This window comes from Bacillus shivajii, from assembly GCF_020519665.1.
Taxonomy (GTDB): Bacteria; Bacillota; Bacilli; order Bacillales; family Salisediminibacteriaceae; genus Bacillus_CA; species Bacillus_CA shivajii.
In genome coordinates, this window is the sequence record NZ_CP084703.1 from 2893550 (window position 1) to 2915143 (window position 21594).

General features: G+C 37.8%; 22 protein-coding genes. 7 read left to right on the top strand and 15 right to left on the bottom strand.

What is annotated here, in order from left to right; translation table 11 throughout:
* The first annotated feature begins 117 nt into the window (after window positions 1–117).
* Both LGQ02_RS14120 and LGQ02_RS14125 read left to right on the top strand, forming a co-directional pair.
* Window positions 118–1209: a class II aldolase/adducin family protein gene (locus tag LGQ02_RS14120; RefSeq protein WP_226514996.1), complete on the top strand. Its 1092-nt coding sequence runs from the start codon at window positions 118–120 to the stop codon at window positions 1207–1209.
* Window positions 1210–1496: 287 nt separating this feature from the next.
* Complete coding sequence (locus LGQ02_RS14125) at window positions 1497–2723, top strand: zinc-dependent alcohol dehydrogenase (RefSeq protein ID WP_226514997.1); 1227 nt, start codon at window positions 1497–1499, stop codon at window positions 2721–2723.
* A 234-nt stretch (window positions 2724–2957) separates the two neighbouring features.
* On the opposite strand, the gene LGQ02_RS14130 is transcribed toward LGQ02_RS14125, so the two are convergent.
* The 9 genes from LGQ02_RS14130 to lpdD all read right to left on the bottom strand — a co-directional run bounded on the left by LGQ02_RS14130 (window position 2958) and on the right by lpdD (window position 11783).
* On the bottom strand, window positions 2958–4448 hold the full coding sequence (locus LGQ02_RS14130) for a NarK family nitrate/nitrite MFS transporter (protein WP_226514998.1): 1491 nt from the start codon (window positions 4446–4448) through the stop codon (window positions 2958–2960).
* Window positions 4449–4478: 30 nt separating this feature from the next.
* Window positions 4479–5771, bottom strand: a complete 1293-nt coding sequence (locus tag LGQ02_RS14135) for a NarK family nitrate/nitrite MFS transporter (protein ID WP_226514999.1) — start codon at window positions 5769–5771, stop codon at window positions 4479–4481.
* A gap of 112 nt (window positions 5772–5883) precedes the next feature.
* Window positions 5884–6078 (bottom strand): hypothetical protein, encoded by a 195-nt coding sequence (locus LGQ02_RS14140; RefSeq protein WP_226515000.1) that lies wholly within the window; start codon window positions 6076–6078, stop codon window positions 5884–5886.
* Window positions 6071–6604 (bottom strand): QcrA and Rieske domain-containing protein, encoded by a 534-nt coding sequence (locus LGQ02_RS14145; RefSeq protein ID WP_226515001.1) that lies wholly within the window; start codon window positions 6602–6604, stop codon window positions 6071–6073. Before LGQ02_RS14145 ends, LGQ02_RS14140 begins: the two co-directional genes overlap by 8 nt.
* A 25-nt stretch (window positions 6605–6629) precedes the next feature.
* Window positions 6630–7172 carry a 4Fe-4S dicluster domain-containing protein gene (locus LGQ02_RS14150; RefSeq protein WP_226515002.1) on the bottom strand — a complete coding sequence of 181 codons (543 nt, stop codon included), beginning with the start codon at window positions 7170–7172 and terminating at the stop codon, window positions 6630–6632.
* 26 nt (window positions 7173–7198) lie between these two features.
* Window positions 7199–9322 (bottom strand): formate dehydrogenase subunit alpha, encoded by a 2124-nt coding sequence (fdhF, locus tag LGQ02_RS14155; RefSeq protein ID WP_226515003.1) that lies wholly within the window; start codon window positions 9320–9322, stop codon window positions 7199–7201.
* Between the two features lie 2 nt (window positions 9323–9324).
* Complete coding sequence (locus LGQ02_RS14160) at window positions 9325–10467, bottom strand: MFS transporter (protein WP_226515004.1); 1143 nt, start codon at window positions 10465–10467, stop codon at window positions 9325–9327.
* Window positions 10468–11000: 533 nt separating this feature from the next.
* Entirely contained in the window at window positions 11001–11300 is a 300-nt protein-coding gene (locus LGQ02_RS14165) for a HesB/YadR/YfhF family protein (protein WP_226515005.1), read from the bottom strand.
* A gap of 147 nt (window positions 11301–11447) precedes the next feature.
* Window positions 11448–11783 carry a prenylated flavin chaperone LpdD gene (gene lpdD / locus LGQ02_RS14170; RefSeq protein WP_226515006.1) on the bottom strand — a complete coding sequence of 112 codons (336 nt, stop codon included), beginning with the start codon at window positions 11781–11783 and terminating at the stop codon, window positions 11448–11450.
* A 485-nt stretch (window positions 11784–12268) separates the two neighbouring features.
* Here lpdD and LGQ02_RS14175 point away from each other — a divergent pair, with 485 nt between their 5' ends.
* Window positions 12269–12517 (top strand): hypothetical protein, encoded by a 249-nt coding sequence (locus tag LGQ02_RS14175; RefSeq protein WP_226515007.1) that lies wholly within the window; start codon window positions 12269–12271, stop codon window positions 12515–12517.
* 1963 nt (window positions 12518–14480) lie between these two features.
* Here the strand turns inward: LGQ02_RS14175 and moaD are convergent.
* The 6 genes from moaD to ctaG all read right to left on the bottom strand — a co-directional run bounded on the left by moaD (window position 14481) and on the right by ctaG (window position 18961).
* Window positions 14481–14717, bottom strand: coding sequence for a molybdopterin converting factor subunit 1 (gene moaD, locus LGQ02_RS14180; RefSeq protein ID WP_226515008.1), 237 nt, complete (start codon window positions 14715–14717; stop codon window positions 14481–14483).
* Entirely contained in the window at window positions 14714–15187 is a 474-nt protein-coding gene (locus tag LGQ02_RS14185; RefSeq protein ID WP_226515009.1) for a molybdenum cofactor biosynthesis protein MoaE, read from the bottom strand. The genes moaD and LGQ02_RS14185 overlap by 4 nt, the downstream gene beginning before the upstream one ends.
* An 11-nt stretch (window positions 15188–15198) precedes the next feature.
* Complete coding sequence (gene mobB, locus LGQ02_RS14190) at window positions 15199–15723, bottom strand: molybdopterin-guanine dinucleotide biosynthesis protein B (protein WP_226515010.1); 525 nt, start codon at window positions 15721–15723, stop codon at window positions 15199–15201.
* Complete coding sequence (locus LGQ02_RS14195) at window positions 15720–17015, bottom strand: molybdopterin molybdotransferase MoeA (RefSeq protein WP_226515011.1); 1296 nt, start codon at window positions 17013–17015, stop codon at window positions 15720–15722. Before LGQ02_RS14195 ends, mobB begins: the two co-directional genes overlap by 4 nt.
* 380 nt (window positions 17016–17395) lie before the next feature.
* Entirely contained in the window at window positions 17396–18013 is a 618-nt protein-coding gene (locus LGQ02_RS14200; protein ID WP_226515012.1) for an SCO family protein, read from the bottom strand.
* Window positions 18014–18043: 30 nt separating this feature from the next.
* Complete coding sequence (gene ctaG / locus LGQ02_RS14205; RefSeq protein ID WP_226515013.1) at window positions 18044–18961, bottom strand: cytochrome c oxidase assembly factor CtaG; 918 nt, start codon at window positions 18959–18961, stop codon at window positions 18044–18046.
* A 218-nt stretch (window positions 18962–19179) separates the two neighbouring features.
* On the opposite strand from ctaG, the gene LGQ02_RS14210 reads away from it, so the two are divergent.
* From LGQ02_RS14210 to LGQ02_RS14220, 4 genes are all read left to right on the top strand, one after another.
* Complete coding sequence (locus tag LGQ02_RS14210; protein WP_226515014.1) at window positions 19180–19995, top strand: Cof-type HAD-IIB family hydrolase; 816 nt, start codon at window positions 19180–19182, stop codon at window positions 19993–19995.
* A 282-nt stretch (window positions 19996–20277) separates the two neighbouring features.
* Complete coding sequence (locus LGQ02_RS21335) at window positions 20278–20412, top strand: hypothetical protein (RefSeq protein WP_264183984.1); 135 nt, start codon at window positions 20278–20280, stop codon at window positions 20410–20412.
* A complete protein-coding gene (locus tag LGQ02_RS14215) occupies window positions 20412–20645 on the top strand; it encodes a DUF3813 domain-containing protein (protein WP_226515015.1) in 234 nt (77 codons plus the stop codon). Before LGQ02_RS21335 ends, LGQ02_RS14215 begins: the two co-directional genes overlap by 1 nt.
* A 252-nt stretch (window positions 20646–20897) precedes the next feature.
* Entirely contained in the window at window positions 20898–21350 is a 453-nt protein-coding gene (locus LGQ02_RS14220; protein WP_226515016.1) for a GNAT family N-acetyltransferase, read from the top strand.
* The last annotated feature ends 244 nt before the right edge of the window (window positions 21351–21594 follow it).

Sequence of the window (21594 nt, forward strand, 5' to 3'; positions counted from 1 at the left end):
TTATAATCTCTAAATAAATAACCCTTATGTATAATTTTAGTAATTTTTGAAGATATTATTCCTAAAGATGGAAATTGACTCACCATTTCCCAAACTCTAAATTGGAGGGAATTTTTGATGAACTCTTTTACAATTACAGGTGAATCCCCAAGTCAACACACAAAATGGCTACTTGAAGGCATTCGAGAAACATTTACAAACGAGGGATATACATACTTCGATACTCCTATTAATGACATAAACCTTGTGTTTCATGTTATTGACCCGGAGTCCCCTCGACCATTTCGTCGTAAAGCCCAAGGAACATTTGTTGTTTCAGTCGTCGAAACAGATGAAACACCGCAAGATATTCATAAGGAAGCCTATCCATATTTAATTAGAAGTTTAGCCAATCACTTAATGTATATTGTTAAAGAGAAGCATGAAACAGAAATTTATTTTTTAACTCCTGAACAAGGACGTTATAGCATAAACTTTTATCATGATGAAAAAAATGATGGACTGTTTCAGCAAATTTATAAACGTCTAAAGCCACTAGCTGCCTCAAAGCTCGTCATTGATAATGATTTTTCTGAAGATCTACCTGAACCTCTTTGGACAGGTGATGAAGTTACTGAAACATTGCGTGCATCTGGAAAAAAATTAGATCGGATGAACCTTCTTCCTGCTCCATTTCCGTTGGAAGAAGTACTGTCAGAAAGAGACATTCGCCATCTAAAGAAACTTTATGGAATCGGAGGTTTAAGCTACGGAAATTTAAGTGCGAGAAAAGATGAAAACAGCTTTTGGATGAGTGCAAGCGGAATTGATAAATCAAATATGAGTGAGGTCGGAAAAGACTTTCTTTACATCTGTGGCTATGATGATGAAAATAACAGAATGAAAGTCAGTATCCCTCCAAACGTTACACCAAAGCGTGCATCCGTCGACGCGATTGAACATTGGATGATCTATAAGGAGCACCCCGGAGTCGGTGCGATTGTCCATATTCACGCTTGGATGGATGGCATTGAAGCAACTGAATTTAATTACCCTTGTGGTACAGTCGATCTTGCTAAATCCGTCGCAAAATTAGTCAGTGAATCAGAAGACCCTACTCGAGCTGTCATTGGGTTAAAAAATCACGGCCTCACGATTACAGGGCATGACCTTAAAGATATTTTTGAAAGAATTGAAGGGAAAATCATTCCTCAAGTCCCAATGCAATAAGAAAATTTCAAGGCGCCCGCCTATCGGCGATAAGCACTGCCTCTTCCTCTGCTTTGTAGTTTATCCGTCCACCGCGTTATACGCCACGTCCTGTGGCATGCGCGGCATTAGGACGTCCTGTCCGTCCACCGCGTTATACGCCACGTCCTGTGGCATGCGCGGGGGAAAGCGTCCGTCTTAAGTGAAGTTCACACTCATCATTCGGAATTTAGCATCATATTTTGAGTTATGAAATTGATTCATCTTTAAAAATAATTTATGGAATGAATACGAAAGAAGGTGGTTCAATGAAAGCCATCCAGTTTGACCTAAATATACCAAAATATGCTTTAAGTAAAGCGATGGGAAAAGTAAACCCATCCCTTTACGTAAACTCTCCTCTATCTTGTTTACAACTTAAAGAAGTAGACGTACCGAAGCTGCCTGATGAAGAATGGGTTGAAGTAAAAGTCAAATACGGTGGGATTTGTGGGAGCGACTTAAATTTAATTTCCTTAAAAGATAGTCCTGCTACCTCACCCTTTATCTCATTTCCATTTACGATGGGGCATGAAATCGTTGGAACAGTTTCAAATAAAGGCGCTAGCGTTGAGCACCTCTCAGTAGGAGAAAGAGTCGTAATCGATCCGATTTTAGGATGTAAGGCTAGAGGTGTCACACCATTGTGTAGTGAGTGTGAAAAAGGGAACGATAACTTATGTAAACATATGAATAATGGTTCGATTTCTCCTGGGCTTTTAACTGGAACTTGTAAAGATACGGGTGGTAGCTGGAGTAGCCATGTCGTTGCTCATGAAAGCCAAATTATAAAACTTCCATCAAGTGTCGATGATGCAAACGGTGTACTTATTGAGCCATTTAGCTGTGCGCTTCATACAGTATTACAAAATCCACCTGAAGAAAATGATACTGTATTTGTTATTGGGTCTGGTGTAATTGGTATTTGCGTCATTGCTGCTTTACGTGCATTAGATTATAAATGTAGAGTTGTAGCGCTCGTAAAGTACAAATTTCAAGGAGAAATGGCTTCTCGATTCGGAGCTGATGAAGTCATCTATGTAACAAAAGGGAAAGAATATATTTCTCAAGCAGCCAACTCATTTGCAGCAGATGTCCTTTATCCAGTGTTTGGTGAACCAATTGTTCATGGCGGTGCAGACATTATTTATGAATGTGTTGGTAACAAGAAAAGTTTACATGACGCCATACGTTTTGCACGAAAAGGTGGAAAAATTGTCTTACTAGGTTTAGCGAGCTACGTGGAAAATCTTGATATGACAATGATTTGGCTCAACGAATTGGAGATTAAGGGTAGCTTTGCCTATAGTACGGAACAGTTTCGTGGTGAAAAAAAACGTACCCTACAAATTGCAGTTGATTTAATAGCAGAAAAGAAAGTTGATTTGTCACCGCTTATTACTCATACTTTTTCACTTGAAGAATATCGGGAAGCCATCGCCACAGCAACAAATAAGAAGAAGGAACAAACAATGAAGGTCGTTTTTGAACCGTAGATTGTTGTATTTAGGAAAATTTGTTTATGGTTAGATCACCAAAATCTTTTTGGTGATCTTTTTAGTTTTCTTTCTTTACAATTTATCAGTTCAAAAAATGCACTGAATTTATTAATTCAGCGGGCTTTATTATCTCCAGCCATCGTCTAATTTTCACAATTACACCAAACTTCGTATGCAACTGCACAATAGAAAAAGAGCATCACAAATTGGATGCTCTACTGTTCTAATAACCTATGAAATTCTTTTTGCTTCTTTAGCTGCTTCTGCTTGATCAACAGACGATAATTCATATTCTTCACTATGAGAGCCTTTCGGTTCTTCAAGGAACAAGAAACAAAATACGAAACTAAAGAAAGCTCCCCCCGCTAAAATAAAGAAGAATGTTTGTGGTGTAACCATTGTATATACAGTTAAGTATACAACTGCTCCAACATTCCCGTATGCTCCAGCCATACCTGAAATTTGTCCTGTCAATCGTTTTTTAATAAGAGGAATGACTGCAAATGTTGCACCTTCTGCCCCTTGGATAAAGAATGAAGTCATGACTGTAACAGCAATAGCTAGATATAATGGCCATTCACTATTCATTAGCCCCATAGTAAATAAACCGATACTAATTCCAAACATATAGAGAAGCATGACTTCTTTACGGCTCGACAACTTATCAGACAACAACCCACCTAGTGGTCTTGCAACTAAGTTAACAAAGGCAAACGATGCTGCGATCATTCCTGCAGCTGTTGCTGATAGCGAAAAGGTCGATTGAAAGAAAAATGGTAGCATTGAGACAATCGCGAGTTCTGCACCAAAATTGGCAAAGTACGTTGTATTAAGAGCTGCAACATTTCGGAATTTATACCGATCATCTTCTGGTACACCCGCTCTTAAAATAGGTAAATTCACTCTTAAAATTTGATAAATTTGATAACCAGAAACAACAACTAATATGGTACAAATAATATATAACGCTTCAACTGATAAAAAATCTAGGTCATACAATCTCCAAGATAATAGGCCTAAAGCACCTGCAAGTGGTACCGTCCAAATAATGAGCCAAATCATGTCTTTATAACTGCTTACTTCCATTGCTGCAATTTTACGAGGTTTTTGATAAACTTTCCCGTCAGGCGTATCTTTTACAGAGAACCAATAGATGACACCGTACACGATACAAATGACACCTGTAAATGCGATCGCATATCTCCAGCCATCATCACCGCCAAACAAAGTGATTGCAAACCACGGTAACACCATTGCAGCGAACGCTGAACCGAAATTTCCCCAGCCTGCATAGAAGCCTTCAGCAAATCCAACACTCTTCGGTGGGAACCATTCAGAAACCATTCGTATGCCGACTACGAAACTAGCACCGATGCTACTCAAAATTAACCTAGAAATAAATAGTTGCATCCAACTTGATCCAAAAGCAAAAAAGAAAGTAGGAATCGCCATTGTTATTAATAGGATCGAAAATACTCTACGAGGTCCATATTTATCAAGGAGCATTCCGACGATAATCCGCGCTGGAATCGTTAACGCAACATTTAAGATTGCTAGAGCAGCGATATGGTCCATTGTCAGCCACCCTACTGACTGGACCATCGTCCCTGCTAAAGGTGCCATGTTAAACCAAGCAAAGAAGGAGACAAAGAAAGCAATCCATGTAAGGTGTAACATTTTTGTTCTTTCATTTTTAAATTGAAACAATTCTTTCGCTTTCATACGACGCCCATCTCCTTTATTTTTTTGCCGTTAACATTTCACTTCTGCATTCTTTCTAGAATAGAAGTACCAGTTGACCACTAAACTGATGAGATAATAAACGATGAATAAGATTAACGCTAAGTTCGCTGTTCCTGTTGATTCAATCGACCAGCCGAACACAGAAGGAATAATAAATGCTCCATAAGCACCAATCGCTGATGTAAAACCTAATACTGCTGCCGCTTCTTTTTGGTTAAAGATGAATGGAATCATTCTAAATGTCGACCCGTTCGCAATACCTGTTGAAATAAAGACAATAATAAACATAATTAAAAATCCAGTAAAGTTACCCGCATTATAGAAGTACATAACACCTAATGTTGAAACGATCATTAAGACAATATCCCAAAATGTGATAAAGGCACCACCAAATTTATCTGATAACCAACCTCCTACCGGACGGATCAATGCACCAAGTAATGGACCGATAAACGCAAATTGGAAAGCATTTACTTCAGGAAATTCAGTTCTCGTAAGTAATGGGAACGCTGCTGCATAACCGATAAATGAACCGAAACACATTGTATATAACCATGTCATAATCCATGTATGTTTGTTTTTGAAAATAACTGCTTGCTCTTTAAATGACGCACTAACACCAGGAAGATTATCCATCCAGAAAAATGCGGCAATTGTTGTAATAATGATTGGAATGACCCAAATAAATGCTGCGTTTTGCATGTATACTGCCGTTCCGTCTCCTAAATATTGAGGAGCTCCTGCAAATGTACTGAACATCGCTACTGTAATAACTAATGGTGATAATAATTGAACAGCACTAACACCTAAGTTACCGATTCCTGCGTTAATACCAAGTGCAGTACCTTTCGCTTTCTTTGGATAGAAGAAGCTGATATTAGACATACTTGATGCGAAGTTACCGCCACCAAAACCACAAAGTGCCGCTAAGATCGCCATTGTTAAAAAGCTCGTTTCCGGATTTTGTACAGCAATACCAATTCCGACTGCTGGAATTAATAGAGAGGCTGTACTAATAACTGTCCAGTTTCTCCCTCCGAATATTGGAACAAGAAATGTATAGAACACTCGTAACGTTGCACCTGTTAATCCTGGAAGTGCAGCTAATAAGAATAGCTCACCTTCAGTAAAGTTAAAGCCTACTTCGTTTAAATTTACGGCTACAACCGACCAAATTTGCCATACAGCAAAGGCTAAAAATAATGCCGGTACCGATACCCATAAATTTCGTCTTGCGTGCCTTTTTCCTTCTTTTCCCCAAAATTGTTCATCTTCAGGGTTCCATGTCTTTATTCTAGCCATGTAAATCCCTCCCCCTTCATGTTCAACATTTCACAAAATGTTCAAATTTAATGGTAAACTAATTTTTTTAAGGGGGGAGTATTTGACTTTCCTCCCCCTATTCACATTTTAGCTAAGATTTATATTCGATCTTTCTCCATTGCAAGTATGCCATCAGAGCTACAAATGACATCACAATTGCTACTCCTGAAAAAATCATAATTTTTTCATACTCTCTGCCTAAAAATGAATCGATTGTCCATTGCAACATAACAACATTGACTGCCAGTGTTATAAAAAGTATCACTAGATATCCTTTTTTACCCATGGCGATACTGCCTCCCTACCGCATACACAACTCCGTTATCAACTTCAATTTCAATCAGTGGTAATTCACGTTGTGGCGGACCTTTAATTGGGTGCCCATTTTGAACATCAAAGTAACCAGAATGACATGGGCATAGGAGAACATCTTGCTCTTTTTCATAAAATACAGGACACATTAGATGTGTACAAGCTGAGTTATATGCTACAAGTTCTCCATTGACTGTATGAACTAAAAGCGCCTGGTCATCTTCTGTCGGGTAATTAAATTTGACAGACTCACCTTTTGGTATATCTTCTAGACGAGCAATTTCTACACGATCGTAATCTGGTTCTGAAATACCAATCATTGCTCTAACACTAAATGGTACAGTAGATAAACCTAAAGCCATTGAAGCACCAACTGCTGTTTTTATAAATGCACGGCGATTATATGTCATATCGTCCTTTTGTTCTACATTGTCAATGAGGTTGACCATATCGTCCTTTGAACGCTTCATGTTTCTTGCTTTTTTACATTCTTTTGACATTTGTTGTCACCTCTTTCTTCTTTCTTTAATCTGAGTACACTCCGAAAAATTCCGGTACATATTGCCATTTATCATTTTCAGAAGGCTTCTTTCCTTCAATTAAATTCATTCTCGTACGTTTTCTACGAAGCTCCATCATTTCATCGTAATCAATGAAGCGGATCGCATCACTTGGACAAACGGAAGCACACATTGGTGCAATGTCATGTTTACTTCTGTCATAACACATGTCACATTTGTACATTTTGTTTTCTTCAAAGTCGAATTTCGGAATACCAAATGGACAGCCAAATGTACAGTTACGACAACCGATACACTTTTCTTCCATCGCTGATAATACGACACCCTCTTCAGTAATTTGGATCGCATTTGCCGGACATACTTTCGCACATGCAGGATCTTTACATTGCATACACATCATTGGGAATGTTTGACGACTTTCAAAGAAATCAAGATATTCTACGTAGTTTCGTTCCTTGCCATCGTGCCCGCCACACTCAATACAGGCAGCTTGGCAGGATCGACAACCGATACAGCGCTCAAATTCTAAATACATTACTTTTTTCATGTTCGTTTCCTCCTCCAGCTTTTTCTTTATGCCTTTTTGAGTTTGACGGCACACACTTTAAATTCTGGCATTCTTGATGTTGGGTCTAACGCAGGGTTTGTAAGCTTATTAACTGAAAGCTCTTTCCCCCAGTGATAAGGAACAAAGATATGATCTTCACGAATCGCCTTCGTAAGTCTCGTTTTTAAAGTCATGGATCCTCGTTTCGTTTCTAAAACAATGTCTTCTCCGTCTTGTAGGTTATATTGTGATGCAAGAGCTGGGTGCATTTCCGCATATGGTTCAGGACATTTCTCCATTAAGAATTTCGTTCTTCTTGTCTGTGTACCTGATAAATAGTGGAACACGACACGTCCTGTTGTTAATGTGTGCGGATACTCGTTGTCTGGGTTTTCATCTGGCTCTTGCCAATCGACAGCAGGTAAGTTTGCTTTGCCATCTGGTGTTCCAAATGAATCTTTAAACATCGTTGGTGTTCCAGGGTGCCCTTCTTCAGGACATGGCCAAAAGATACCATCTTCTTTTTCAATTCGATCGTAAGTCATTCCATAGTAGTCTGCTTTTCCACCACTAGATGCTAACTTGAATTCTTCGAAAATCTCAGGAACACTTTCATAATTAAAATATTTCTTTTTACCCATACGTTCTGCAATTAAGTTCATGATCTGCCAATCTGTCTTCGACTCACCAACAGGATCTTTAACCTTACGGATTCGGATAACGCGTCCTTCAAGGTTTGTTGTCGTTCCTTCATCTTCTGCCCATGTCGTAGTTGGAAGAACAACATCTGCAAATTCAGCTGTTTCTGATAAGAAGAAGTCACTGACAACCATAAAGTCTAATTTTTTGAAGCTATCCCAAATGTAATTGTTATTTGGTGCAGATACTGCAGGATTACTACAAATGACATGCATTGCGCGTATGTTTCCTTTTTGAATTTCACCGAACATTTCGTATGCTGAAACTCCTGCTTTTGGCATTTCTGATGGATCAATGCCCCATACACTTGAAACGTACTCGACATGCTCTGGGTTATCAATTTTTCGGTAACCTGGTAAGGCATCTGCTTTTTGTCCATGCTCACGTCCGCCTTGACCGTTTCCTTGTCCTGTAAACGTCGCAACACCTGAGGCGAATTTACCAATTTGGCCTCGTAGTAATGCCATTGACGTATATAATGTAACGTTGTCGACCCCTTTACTTTGCTGTTCAACACCACGAGCAAACATAACGACTGAACGAGGTGACTGACCATAAATGTGAGCGGCTTTTATCAGTTTTTCTACCACAATACCAGTAATCTCGGAAGTATATTCTGGTGTGAATTTTTCTACTGAAGCTTTCAATTCTTCATAGTTATTACATCTTTCATCTACATACTGCTGGTCTACATACCCTTCTTTTATGAGTAAGTGCAGCATACCGTTTGCAAGTGCCGAGTCTGTTCCAGCCTTTAAATCTAAATGAACATCAGCGATTCGAGCTGTTGGTGTTTCACGGGGGTCAGCAACGATCATTTTGGCCCCTTTATCACGTGCTTTCCATAACCATTGAATGGAAGTTGGGTGACATTCTGCCGTGTTTGAACCTGCCATAAAAAAGCAATCTGTATGCTCAAGCTCTGGCCATGGTAATGTAGATCCTCGGTCAATACCTAATGTTTTCATAAATCCACCTGCTGCAGATGACATACAGAATCGTCCGTTATAATCGACAAACCTTGTTCCTAGTCCAACTCGTGCGTATTTCCCAACAAGGTAACACTTCTCATTAGTCATCGATACACCACCAAATACACTCAGTGCATCGTTGCCATGTTTTTCTTGCAAGCCTTTGAAGTTCTTTTCGATTAAGTCAAGAGCCTCTGTCCAGCTACTTTCAACAAACTTTCCATTTTTCTTGATTAAAGGTTTTGTAATACGCTCTTCATGATCAACCGTTTGATAAGCAGTAACCCCTTTCGGGCACATTTTTCCGAGTGTTACCGGCCAGTCATACCTAGGCTCAACACCGACAACTTCTTTCGTTTTCTCATTTAGTCTTATATGCATCCCACACTGCATACCACAGTAGCAACAGTGTGTTGTAATTAATTTTTCACCTTTATGATGTAGGTTTTTCACACCTGGTTTCGTTACAAATTCAGTCATTTTTATTTTTCCTCCTTTACGGCTTCCTCGTAAAATTCATCTGATCGCTTTCGCCCAAACCCTGGCATGTGAATACCGTTGTTCGTTTGAATTGGTTCTGGTTCATGTTTACCGAATGAAGATTTCATATTTAACTGACTCATGACACGAATCTTTCTTCGGCATGCTGGGCAGTAATCGCTTAACTGCTTCCCTTCTTCTGTTTCAAAGTCAAATGCTTGCTTTCCTAAAATTCCTTGAACATCTGTAATTTGGTCATCATTTGAGTAAAGTTCGTTACAACCGTAGCAACTTTTCGTATCAACTTCAGGCGTTTCTTGGTAGTTCATCGGAACAGATGCTGCCATCGGACGAATCGGTAAGTGGAACAGCTTTCCGAATGGGAAGTAAACGAGAAATACAACGACTGTAAATTGGTGAACTAAAGCCATATAACTGTGCATCCAGCCACCTAAAAATTTATAGGATAATGTAAGTAGTAACCCTGTTACTGTAACTGCAAGTAGTACGTACAGTGGAAACAAGTCAAATTCTGCTCTTTCTGTCACTTTCGTATCGTGGTTATTAATCCGTCGTGCAATCGCCATAATTAAACCAATTAGTAGCATAATGGATGTGATATTTAACCCGTTATAAACGATTTGTGCAAACCAACCATTCGCTTGTAATGTGATTGTTGGAATGTTAAAGACAACGATTTGATACGTTGTAGGATCAACAAGTTTAAAGTATACCCATCCGAAAACAAGGCCGAATGTAATTCCTAGTGATCCTATACAACCCCAAGCAATTAACCAGTGTTGAATTCCTCGGTAAATTCCTCTTTTAAAAATGAACTTTTGTAAAAAGATGTTTTCAATTGCTGTAATTACCATTGACTTGATATTTCGTTTTTGTCGATCTTTTGATTTCATGTTTTGAATCGTTCGTTTCATAACTTCAGCTGTTGCTGGTCTCATGAGCCAAGCGGTTAACCTTACCGTGATTCCGATAAAGAAAATAAATGACGCTACAATGTATACGAACATTAAATCTACTTTAACGAAACTACCCGACCCAATTAACATGAGGAAAAATAATGCAAGTACGACAAGAAATGAATACATGCTTGCTTTTGAATAAAAGGATTTTTCTAAATTCCCCATCCTTTATGACCTCCTTAAAATCATCCTGAAAAACTGCTTTTCATTCATGAATGTTTATTTTATTAAGTTCATTGTAAAAAAGTGCAGAAACACCAACTGTGTGATTGCTCACACCAAAAGTGTGATTTTCGTCACACCGAGTCCTTATTTTGTGACAGCTATGTGACGCTAATTTTAAAAACGTTGATATATCAATGTTTTGTTCTATTTTTTCAGTTCACAAAACTGTCATGATTGGCTTTATAAACTTTATGGCGATATTGTTAACTCTGAAAAAAGTAAAGGAACAAGCTAAATACGATCATCAATTGAAGCGACGTGGCGCAAGAGTATACAGCTTTTCTCCAAAGCGCATAAAGAAAACTCGCCGATTGGCGAGTTTTGGACGAAGACAGAGGCGTTAGTTGAACTTATACTTAATTCTTTAAAATTTTCTCTACGTCGAGCTACTTCTCAGCTAAAATTTTATTAATTCTTAATGTGTAAAAAAAGACCTGAGCTCATCACTCAGATCCTTTTATTAGTAGATGAATTTATTTCGTATTATCATCGTGTTTGTATTCAATTTCTTCAGTATCTTCATTATAATTTACAGAAAAGTCTTTTCCATCAAAATACCATTCATCTTTTTTTTCAACGTAATAATTTACTCCATATTTTTCAAATGAGGCAGCTGGTTCTTCCGGTGCTTTTTCCGTTACTCCTAAAGAAAAACCCGTTTGGAAATTACCACATCCGCCGTAACGCACAAAAAATTGAACGTCGTCTCCTGATGATAATTGCAATTCTTCTTTGAACCACTCTGCTGCTTTATCTGATACGGTTATCTTCAATGAAAACCCTCCAACTAATGATTATCTTTGTTGTAGTTTTTACCTATATTGAAGGAATTAAAACTAACATAAGACCATGTATGCATTGTATCAAACTAGCTAGCTGAAGAGAAATATTAAACCTTATGAAAATAAGTATGAGAAGGGTTATAAATTACTTATAGATTGGATCTTTTGATCAGACATTAAAATGAAAAACTTTCTCCAAGTTTCATCGACTAGCATTTTTATTTCCTCTTTTGTCGCGTGATCTATATGAATGCCACCTGTAATCATAGTCGTTCGTTTAAATGTTTCACACCAAACTTTTGCCAGTTCAATAAAAAGTTCTTCTTCTTTATGGTGAGGTAAACCATGACTAACGACCTTTACATAATGGTCCTCCCATGTTGCAATAACCACAGCACCGATATGATGTCGTGTTCCTCCGACAACAAGAATTGAATCATCTTCACCAACTTTCGTTACTTCACATTCAATCATTTCTTCCCCTCCCAGATAGATACCCTACCTACTCTGTTCTAACCTATTCGTAGGATCTTACGTATACATTAGCAAAAATCACTTCGTAATAATGTTAAATACATCACATACTTTGATAATATAAATAATTACTTTGATACCCCGCTACTAATTCATAAGCACCCGAGAAGGTTCGCTATTGGTGAAAGTTTCGTCTTTTAACCAAAGAAAACCAATATCAAACTTTATCAGACCGAATGTATAAAGAGTGATTTAGCTCATCTTGTTCAGACTTTTCATTTGTTAAAATAAAAGTGAGCAACATTTTTAACTTCTTTATGATGAAATGAGGGGTTGGAATGGAATATTATTTAATAACTTTAACAGGTTGGGTAGCATTTCTTTTTGTTACTATAAATTTCAGTATGCTTTTTCTTTTCATATGGATTAAACATACAAAAAATCGAATATTACGTAAGAGACTAGGGTTAACAGGTAGAAAGTTAATGAAACTTCATAGACCTTTTGCAATCGTTAGTTTTATTCTAGTAGTGAGTCATTTATACTTTGCCCTATCAATAAGAGCAGAATGGAATAGTTCTTATATAAGTGGAATGTTAACTACAATCGCGTTTATAGTATTACTAACATCAGGCTGGATTCGACATAAAAAAGCAACGGGCAAAAGAAGACGATCTCATCAATACACTGCTATTAGTTTTATCATTTTACTAATTATTCATATCATTATGTAATACCAAAAAAACTCAGGTGAATAGCACCTGAGTTTTTTTGGTTTTCGCACCAATACTTTGTTCATGTATGATTGGGGGCATCATGAACAAAATTCCATGATTCTTCATGGCTGGGTTCTTTTTCTAAGGAAAAAAAGCTATGAACCGCGAAAGATAAATATTATTCCCTTTCGCTTCGTTCTAAGTTCATTCTACTTCATTCAAAACATCAATTCTGTGAAATTGGTCACAAATACCCCGCTCTATGACTAAATATCTTGAACATTTTGTGACATATAATGATTGGTAAACAACTTAATTTAATAATAAAGTACAAAAAAGTGACGACTACGAATCTAAGTAGTTCCGTTTAAAGGGAGAAACTGAAAATAACAACTCATTTTTGGAGGTAATTCGCGCCTGAATTATCTCCTTTATTTTTGTTGAGACGCAGTTGAAATACACTTCGCATTCCGCGGGCACGGCTTCAGCTAACTTTGGAAAGAAAACTCATTTCTTTCCAAAGTGGATCTTCTGCTCGCGCTGTTCCCGCCGGAGTCTACGTGTATTTCTACTGCTTCGAGCATCTAATCTTGTTCATTTGAACCTAAAGAAAACATCTTTTATAACAGTTTTCATTTTAAAGCTACTACATCCGTATTCCATTGCTAGTTTAACCGGCTGCTTGCCAATTTTATACAGTTAAAAACATTCGGCGTTGATCACAGGACGTGATCGAAATTAGCCGAAGTTCATTATAAAGACTTGCACTAAAGCTTAAGAGCTTCTAAGTAAGCACACTTCGCTTGCTCCTGCGGTTACTCGTCGCAGACTACGTGCCTCTTCCTCTTCAAGCACTTCTTGGAAGATGATGCGTCGAGACAGCTCGAAGAATATTCGGAGAAGCAAATGCTCGTTGCTCCTGCGGTTACTCGTCGCAGACTACGTGCCTCTTCCTCTTCAAGCACTTCTTGGAAGATGATGCGTCGAGGCAGCTCGAAGAATATTCGGAGAAGCAAATGCTCGTTGCTCCTGCGGTTACTCGTCGCAGACTACGTGCCTCTTCCTCTTCAAGCACTTCTTGGAAGATGATGCGTCGAGGCAGCTCGAAGAATATTCGGAGAAGCAAATGCTCGTTGCTCCTGCGGTTACTCGTCGCAGACTACGTGCCTCTTCCTCTTCAAGCACTTCTTGGAAGATGATGCGTCGAGGCAGCTCGAAGAATATTCGGAGAAGCAAATGCTCGTTGCTCCTGCGGTTACTCGTCGCAGACTACGTGCCTCTTCCTCTTCAAGCACTTCTTGGAAGATGATGCGTCGAGGCAGCTCGAAGAATATTCGGAGAAGCAAATGCTCGTTGCTCCTGCGGTTACTCGTCGCAGACTACGTGCCTCTTCCTCTTCAAGCACTTCTTGGAAGATGATGCGTCGAGGCAGCTCGAAGAATATTCGGAGAAGCAAATGCTCGTTGCTCCTGCGGTTACTCGTCGCAGGTGAAGAGTACTAAGAATCTCTTTAACGAAAAGCCAAGTTTTGTTTAGAAGTGAACGTAACAAAAGACGGCGACTCCCGGAGGATCAGCGCAGTCTGAAGATCCACTTAGGCGAAAAGTTGTTGAGCCTAAGTTAGCTGAAGACAAGCCCTCGGGAAAGCGTCCGTCTGAAGTGAAGTTCACACTCATCATTCGGAATTTCGCATCATATTTTGAGTTATAAAATTGATTCCATTTTATAAAGAAAAAATTTATGATGAAACAAAACTGTATTCGTATTGAATATATTATTCGAAGAAGTGAAGCTTGAATGGATGTCGCACTTGCGTCTAGAGGTGAAAGCGTGTGCCTGTAATCGAAATCGAGTGCTTATCTTAATAAAAACTAAAATAAAAAGGCAACATGTAAAACTTAATGTTAAACGTGTTACCTTTTCTATTGTTTTTATTGTTTTTCACCTCGAAAACGGAACTACTTAATACGCAGTCATTATATTAACCCCCACTTACAGGAGGAATAAATGCAACAACGTCGCCATCTTTAACCGTTGTCTCATTATCTGCAAATTCTTCATTCACTGCTGCCATTGCGTGTTTGATTCCATTTAACCCTTCATTATTTTCTAATAAATGATTACGAATGTCAGCTATTTTCATCTCACTTTTCTCAATCGTTATTTCACGTTGACCAACAATTTCTTCTAATTCAGCAAACAATAAAATGCGAATCATTTTAGATCCTCCTCACTTGGACTACCTTCTGGATATGACTTTTTCTCAAGCTGGTCGCCAATCCATTCTTCACCGTCTTCCCAATGTTCTTTTTTCCAAATTGGGACAATTTCTTTAATACGTTCAATTGCATAACGACTAGCTGCAAAAGAGTCTGCTCTATGTGGTGTCGACACAGCAATAACAACTGCAATATCGGAAATATTTAACTCACCGATCCGATGAGAAATCGCCACTTTTGCATCAGGGTAGTCCCTTTGAATTTCATCCCCTATTTGTGCAAGCTTTTTTTCTGCCATCGGAACGTAAGCATCATACTTCAAATACATTGTACGCTTATCTTTTGTCATCTCTCTAACTGTCCCTATAAACGTATTAATTGCTCCCGCATTTCGGTCTACAACTTTATCAACGACTTCTTGAATGACAATTTCCTCATTAGTAATAAGAAAAAACTTTTCATTTCCCATTTCCATTCCCCCTAGCCAAGTAACAACTTTAAAATATATGTTAAGTAGCGACCTTTTTCCGATATGTGAAAAACCGGCAAAGAACTTCTCTTCTTAACACTAGACTTATGCACTTCTTCCCAGCATATAATCGCTTTAACATTCACACAATTATCCAGTAAATGTTCATCGTTTTTATCACGAAGTAATACAATCTTTTCATACTTCTCTCTCTTAAATCCTTCCACTAGTAAAATATCTAAAGAAACTTTATCGTAAAAAGCAATCAAATCATCAAGAGAATATGTTTGTCCTTGTATATGAAGTTGAAGCTCGTCTTCACTTGCGACAAGTGAAGCAGTTGCACCTGATTCGCGATGCTTTCCAGAATCAGTCGCTTCATCTAATGCTTTTAATTTCGAATCATGACCATGATGTTTAATTGTCGCAACTGTGAGACTGTATTCACGTACTTTCATAATTAAATTTTTCATTAATGTCGTTTTTCCACTGTTAGAAAAACCTACGATTTGAAAAATTGGAATTGATTTTGTCATTCGTTTAAATTCCTTCTTTTCTTCTCATCCATAAAAGGTTTATCACTACCTTCAGATGTTAATAAAAGAATATCAACCTCATCACCAGCATGGTACCCTCGTGTTCCACCTGGTACTGCGACTAAACAATCAGAGTGTGCTAATGATGTCACGACTTGCGATTTATCCATTCCAACAGGTGTCGCAAAGACCTTCCCTTCAGCAAATGACAGTTTGCTCCGGATAAACCGAGTGAACGGATTTGGTTTTGGAAAATCTTTATTTAATTCACCCTTCACTGTTTCCACATGAGGCTTGGCAGAACATAGGTAGTACTTAATCCAGGGTCTTGTATATAGTTCGAAACCGACAAAACATGCCGATGGATTACCTGATAGGCCAAAGAGAAGTTTTCCATCTTTTTCAGCAACAGTCGTTACACTTCCTGGGCGCATTTGAATTTTATTAAAAAGTACGTTTGCTCCTAGTTTTTGATAAATCTCAGGTAGATAATCAAAATCCCCAACAGAGACACCGCCGGTAGTAATCAAAATATCTACCTCCTCAAGTGACTCTTTTACTGCTTTATAACATTCATCAAAGTCATCGATTAATTTACCGAAGTATCGTGCATCTCCTCCAGCCTGCCTCACTTGAGAAGAGATCATATATGAATTACTATTACGGATTTTCCCAGGTTGTAGAGGTTCATCAACATCTAGTAATTCTGTTCCAGTTGCATAAATACCAACAACTGGCTTTTTGACAACGGGTACTCGTTTATAACCAAAGGTTGATAAGACTGCAATCGTTCCAGCATGAATTTTTGTTCCTGGCTTTATTAGATCCTCACCTTTTTTCGTCTCTTCTCCCTCAAAAGACACGAAATCCCCTGATTGAAACGGACGTTTGATATCGATGTATGTTTTATCGTTTTCCATCACTTCGTGTGCAAGTTCAAACATAACGATTGCATCACACCCTTCAGGCATAATCGTTCCTGTCATCACTCTCACAGCTTGACCTTCTTTAGCAGGTTCAGTCGCAACCCCACCAGCACCAACCGTTTCAATTACTTCTAAACGAACTGGGTGCTCTTTGCTAGCGCCTTGTGTATCTTGACTTCTTACAGCGAATCCGTCTAAAGGAGACCGATCAAATGGAGGAATATTATGGTCTGCTTTTATTGGTTCTGCCAGGTACCGTCCATCGCAGTTTTCAATGTCAACGTATTCAATATCCCCATGTTTTTTATATTTCATTACTTCATTAATGGCATCATTTACGTAAATCGCTGTTCGCTCTTCAAACATGACGTTCACACCTCTCTAATCTATATATAACGATAGTTTAACAAACTATTTCTCTTATATTAAATGCTAAGCCTTCTCTTATGTAATATTTTACTGTACTTAATGCCATTCACACTGTGACAATTATCACTCTAAAAAACGCTCCCATTCAAATTATTAGACAGGAAATACATATATGAATTAATTTCATGACTCAAAATATGATGCCAAATTCCGAATGATGAGCGTGAACTTCACTTCAAAATAAAACGTATATTTAATGATAAATTTATAATATCATTCGTTTCATTGCGCAAAAAACGGAATTATGAAATTGATTCATATAAAATGACATGAAAAGAAACGCTGATTCAGAGATGAACCAGCGTTTATAGATCTTATTATTCGTTTGATAGTAAGAATTCTAAGTCTTTACTAATAGCGTCTAAGTCAAAGCGACTTTCTCCGCTGTAAAAACGGACAATTTCCCCTTCTGGATTTATTAAATAGAAACGAGTAGGGTGTCCGATATCATTATCCCCAGGTACAACGGGAACTCTAAAGGATTCTAGGGAGAACTCTTTAATATGTTCTTGAGAATAGCCAGTGACAAAGTCCCAATTATCAAAACTTGCACCGTAAGATTCTCCGTAATCTTCTAGTCGTTCTGGTGTATCAAATTCAGGGTCCACTGTAAATGAAACGATACGAATATCTAAATCCCTTTCAAGAATTTCTCCTTGTAAATCAACCATATTTGGCGTCATCGTCATACAAACGGTCGGGCATCGTGTGAAAATTGTTTTTGCTAGCCACCATTCTCCTAGCATATCTTTTTTACTAATTTCTACCCCAGATTGATTGACTGCTTCAAAATCAGCAATGTGAAATTCTTCATCTGATTGTGTTACATCGATAATCGCATCAGATTCAGGAGGTTGAGGGGCCTGGTATAGAAAACTACATCCAGATACAACAACCATAGCCAGTAAAACAAATGATAACTTCAAAAAGTTCATAAAAAGTTTCTCCCCTATCATTCTCTATCTTTATTGTGAATTAGGTTGTACCATTTCATATGATTTAAATTCTACTTCTGTACGCGATGACTTATCTCGATTCATCCATGCTTTAAATACATATCCAATTGCGACACCGTATACAAGCTCTTGAATAACCTTCATTAAAGCACCACCGAGCTGTTGATCATGGAGAGGACTTAATGGAGTCAATGCTTGCTCCCCTGAGAACATTTCAAATGGAATATCAGCTCCGGCAGGTAAACAATAACTAATGGCCACTGCCCATGTACTTGGGTCTGTATATGTTGCATATAAAGGTGAACCTGCAAAAATGATTAATGCACAAGCTGGCGTAATTAACACACCATTAGCAAACATATAACCTATTTTTTTTAATTCAGAGAGTTCATAGCGCGTTTCCAAGCGGGGAGTTAAATGCCACCACATCAAGATTGCTGCAAATAACATTCCTAGCTGATAAAGGTTATGCCATCCTTCATTTGTTAGTAAAGTGTCAAATGTATTTGGCATATGATAAAAAGAAAACATTGCATTAAATAATACAAGCCCTAAAATTGGATAACCAACAACAAGGAAAATTCCTCGGATCACTTTAAACTTAGTAAAAATTTTAAAGAACCAAGATGGAATACCTAATAGCAACAGTGGTGGTGCAATTAAGTAAACGATGGCCATCGATAACATATGCATACTTAACATGAGATGACCTAACACATAGAGTGGTCCACCAAAGCCGAAGTAAACGGCAATTAGACCAAGATGAAAGTACACTTTCCTTCTTGTTGAAACTCGTTCTGCATCCGGGAACTTATGTCTAAGAGGTCCAATTATGATAAAGTATAAAGCACTCAAAAACATTAGTACGACAATTAATTCAGGTGTCCATATCGTCCATGCAGAGAACGTGGAAAAAAATTGCTCCATCGTCCTTCCTCCTTCATGTATATTTCATAATTATTTTTCTTTCATTTATACGATAACTGTAAAAAATTCATGGGATTTTAACAACCTCGTAGCTAATTATAGTATATTTATAACATGATTGCATTGGAAACCATACTCTTTTGCTTAGAAAAAATTAGTAACGAATGGATAACATCATTAGAAAATTGATTTACTACAAAAATATAGGAGGTTATCAAATGCAGCCACATATCATTGCCGTTGATTTAGACGGAACACTACTAACAGACGACAAAAACATTTCACTCAAAAACAGAGCCGCTTTAGCTAAATTGAGAGAACTTGGCCATAAAGTTGTCATTGCGACTGGAAGGCCATTTCGTGCAAGCAAAGCTTACTATGAAGAACTATTTCTAGATTCTCCAATGGTAAATTTCAATGGCGCTTTTATTCATCACCCTAAAAATGAAAAAGCCTTTCGACCTATTCACTCGCCACTTGATAAAAAGATTGCTAAAACAGTTATAGAAACGTGCGAATCCTTCCAAGTCAAAAATATTATGGTCGAAATTATGGATGATTATTACTTGCGTTATTTAAATAAAGGCTTTGCAGATGCCTTTACACTCGGTCAATCTCCTGTTGATTATGGCAATTTACAGCAGCTTCTTACAGAAGATCCAACTTCCATTCTCATACACCCAGATGAAAATCATGAACAACAGCTTAGAGCATTATTAAAGGATGCTCATGCTGAAGTCATAGACCAACGTTCATGGGGGGCACCATGGCATGTCATTGAAATCGTAAAGTCTGGATTAAGTAAAGCAGTCGGTCTTAAAGAAATCTCTGATTACTACCAAATTCCCCAAGAGCGAATTATTGCCTTCGGTGATGAAGATAATGATCTAGAGATGATCGATTATGCTGGATGTGGCGTTGCCATGGGGAATGCGATTAACGAATTAAAATCCATAGCAAATGAAGTAACTGTTACTAATGAAGAGGATGGGATTGCTCACTTTTTACAACATCGTTTCAACCTTCAATTATAACATTACATCTACCAACTAATTAGTATACTTCAAATCTGTAGGGAACTACTCAGTAAAAGTGAAAATTTAATGACAAAAAGGATGACTCATAAGTGCCAGGCACTAATGAGTCATCCTTTTTTTGTCAGATTAGAATTTATTACATTTCCCTCGATATTATCTAGACTACAAGCGTGCACGTTGCCCCTTTCTTATGTGATCATAAATTGACCAATTTTTGTTCATTTTTTCTACTTATTTCGAGCAACCTATAGTTGAACAACGATGAGAGGAGGTTTTCCATTGACGAAACGTTCACGTGGAAAGCGATTTATTAAACAAAGTGGGGATGCTGATGATGTACCTAACCATGAGCGGTGGGACGACGTACACTCATTAGCCGAAACAAAAAATAATAAGAAAGGGAAGCGATCATAATGGGAAATCAAATTTTTCAGAGAGCATATCAAGCAGTAGAAGAAGCGAATGAAGCGATGAAAGCTGCTCATACTCCTCAAGCGCAGGCTGAAGCAACGGAGAAAGTTAGACGTGCGAAGCAAGCATTATCACAAGCTTTCGCAGATTCCTCCAACGCTGAACGAGCACAATTGATGGAATTGCAGGACACGTTTTACGAAACCTCTGAAGAGTTCATGACTGAAGATTTTTAGGATGACTTCATTTTATATAAAAATCTACAATAAAAAAGAGCCCTTATTTAAGCAAAATATATACGACCGACCAAAAGCTTTTTATAGCTTTTGGTCTTTTTTTACTTCTTTTATTATAAGACATTTAATATAGAGGCATTTTTCATTTTTTTATCGAACTTCTTCATTAACCATGTTAAAATTCATATTGCTAACACTCGTGAATGAATGATTTGCATTGATATAAATGTACTTTTTTAAAGGAGGATTGTAATGCACATTTATAAAGTAGAAAAAAACGCATCACCAGAAATGAGAACAAATATTACTTCACTCATGATGGAACAGATGGATGCGTTAAGTAGTGGTATGACAGAGGAAGATATATTAAAGACGATTGACCTTGCTTTAACTGAGCATTCCGGTGCTGAAATTTTTATTGCGGAGAAAAATGATGAAGTTATCGGCTGTGCTTTTTTAAACACAGGCATAGGTTTAGACAAAGGAGGTCCTTACATATGGCTTAATGATTTATATGTAAAAAAAGATTATCGCAGGCAAGGAATAGCCAGGAAGCTACTTTTAAAAGTTCTTTACTGGGCAGAGCAGAAAAACTTCAAAGGTATTGAGCTTGAAACAGGAATAAACAATGCTGCGACTAAGAAATTATATAATTCATTAGGTTTTTATGACATCGTTTCGAAACGTTATGGACGCCAACTTTAAACAAAACTTGGATGATAATATTTCAAAGCCGAATTTGCAATTATAAAGAAGCACTGATATGTATCATACTATTAATAAATTCTAATTCTATAAAGAAAACTCGCCGATTGGCGAGCCTTTAAGGCGTAGACAAAGGCGTAGTTGTAACGTACAGGACGTGCTAACACCGGCGTTCCGACAGGATGTAGGGTATTTAGCCGGTGAACATAACTATACACATAAAAATTTTCACTACGCCGAAATT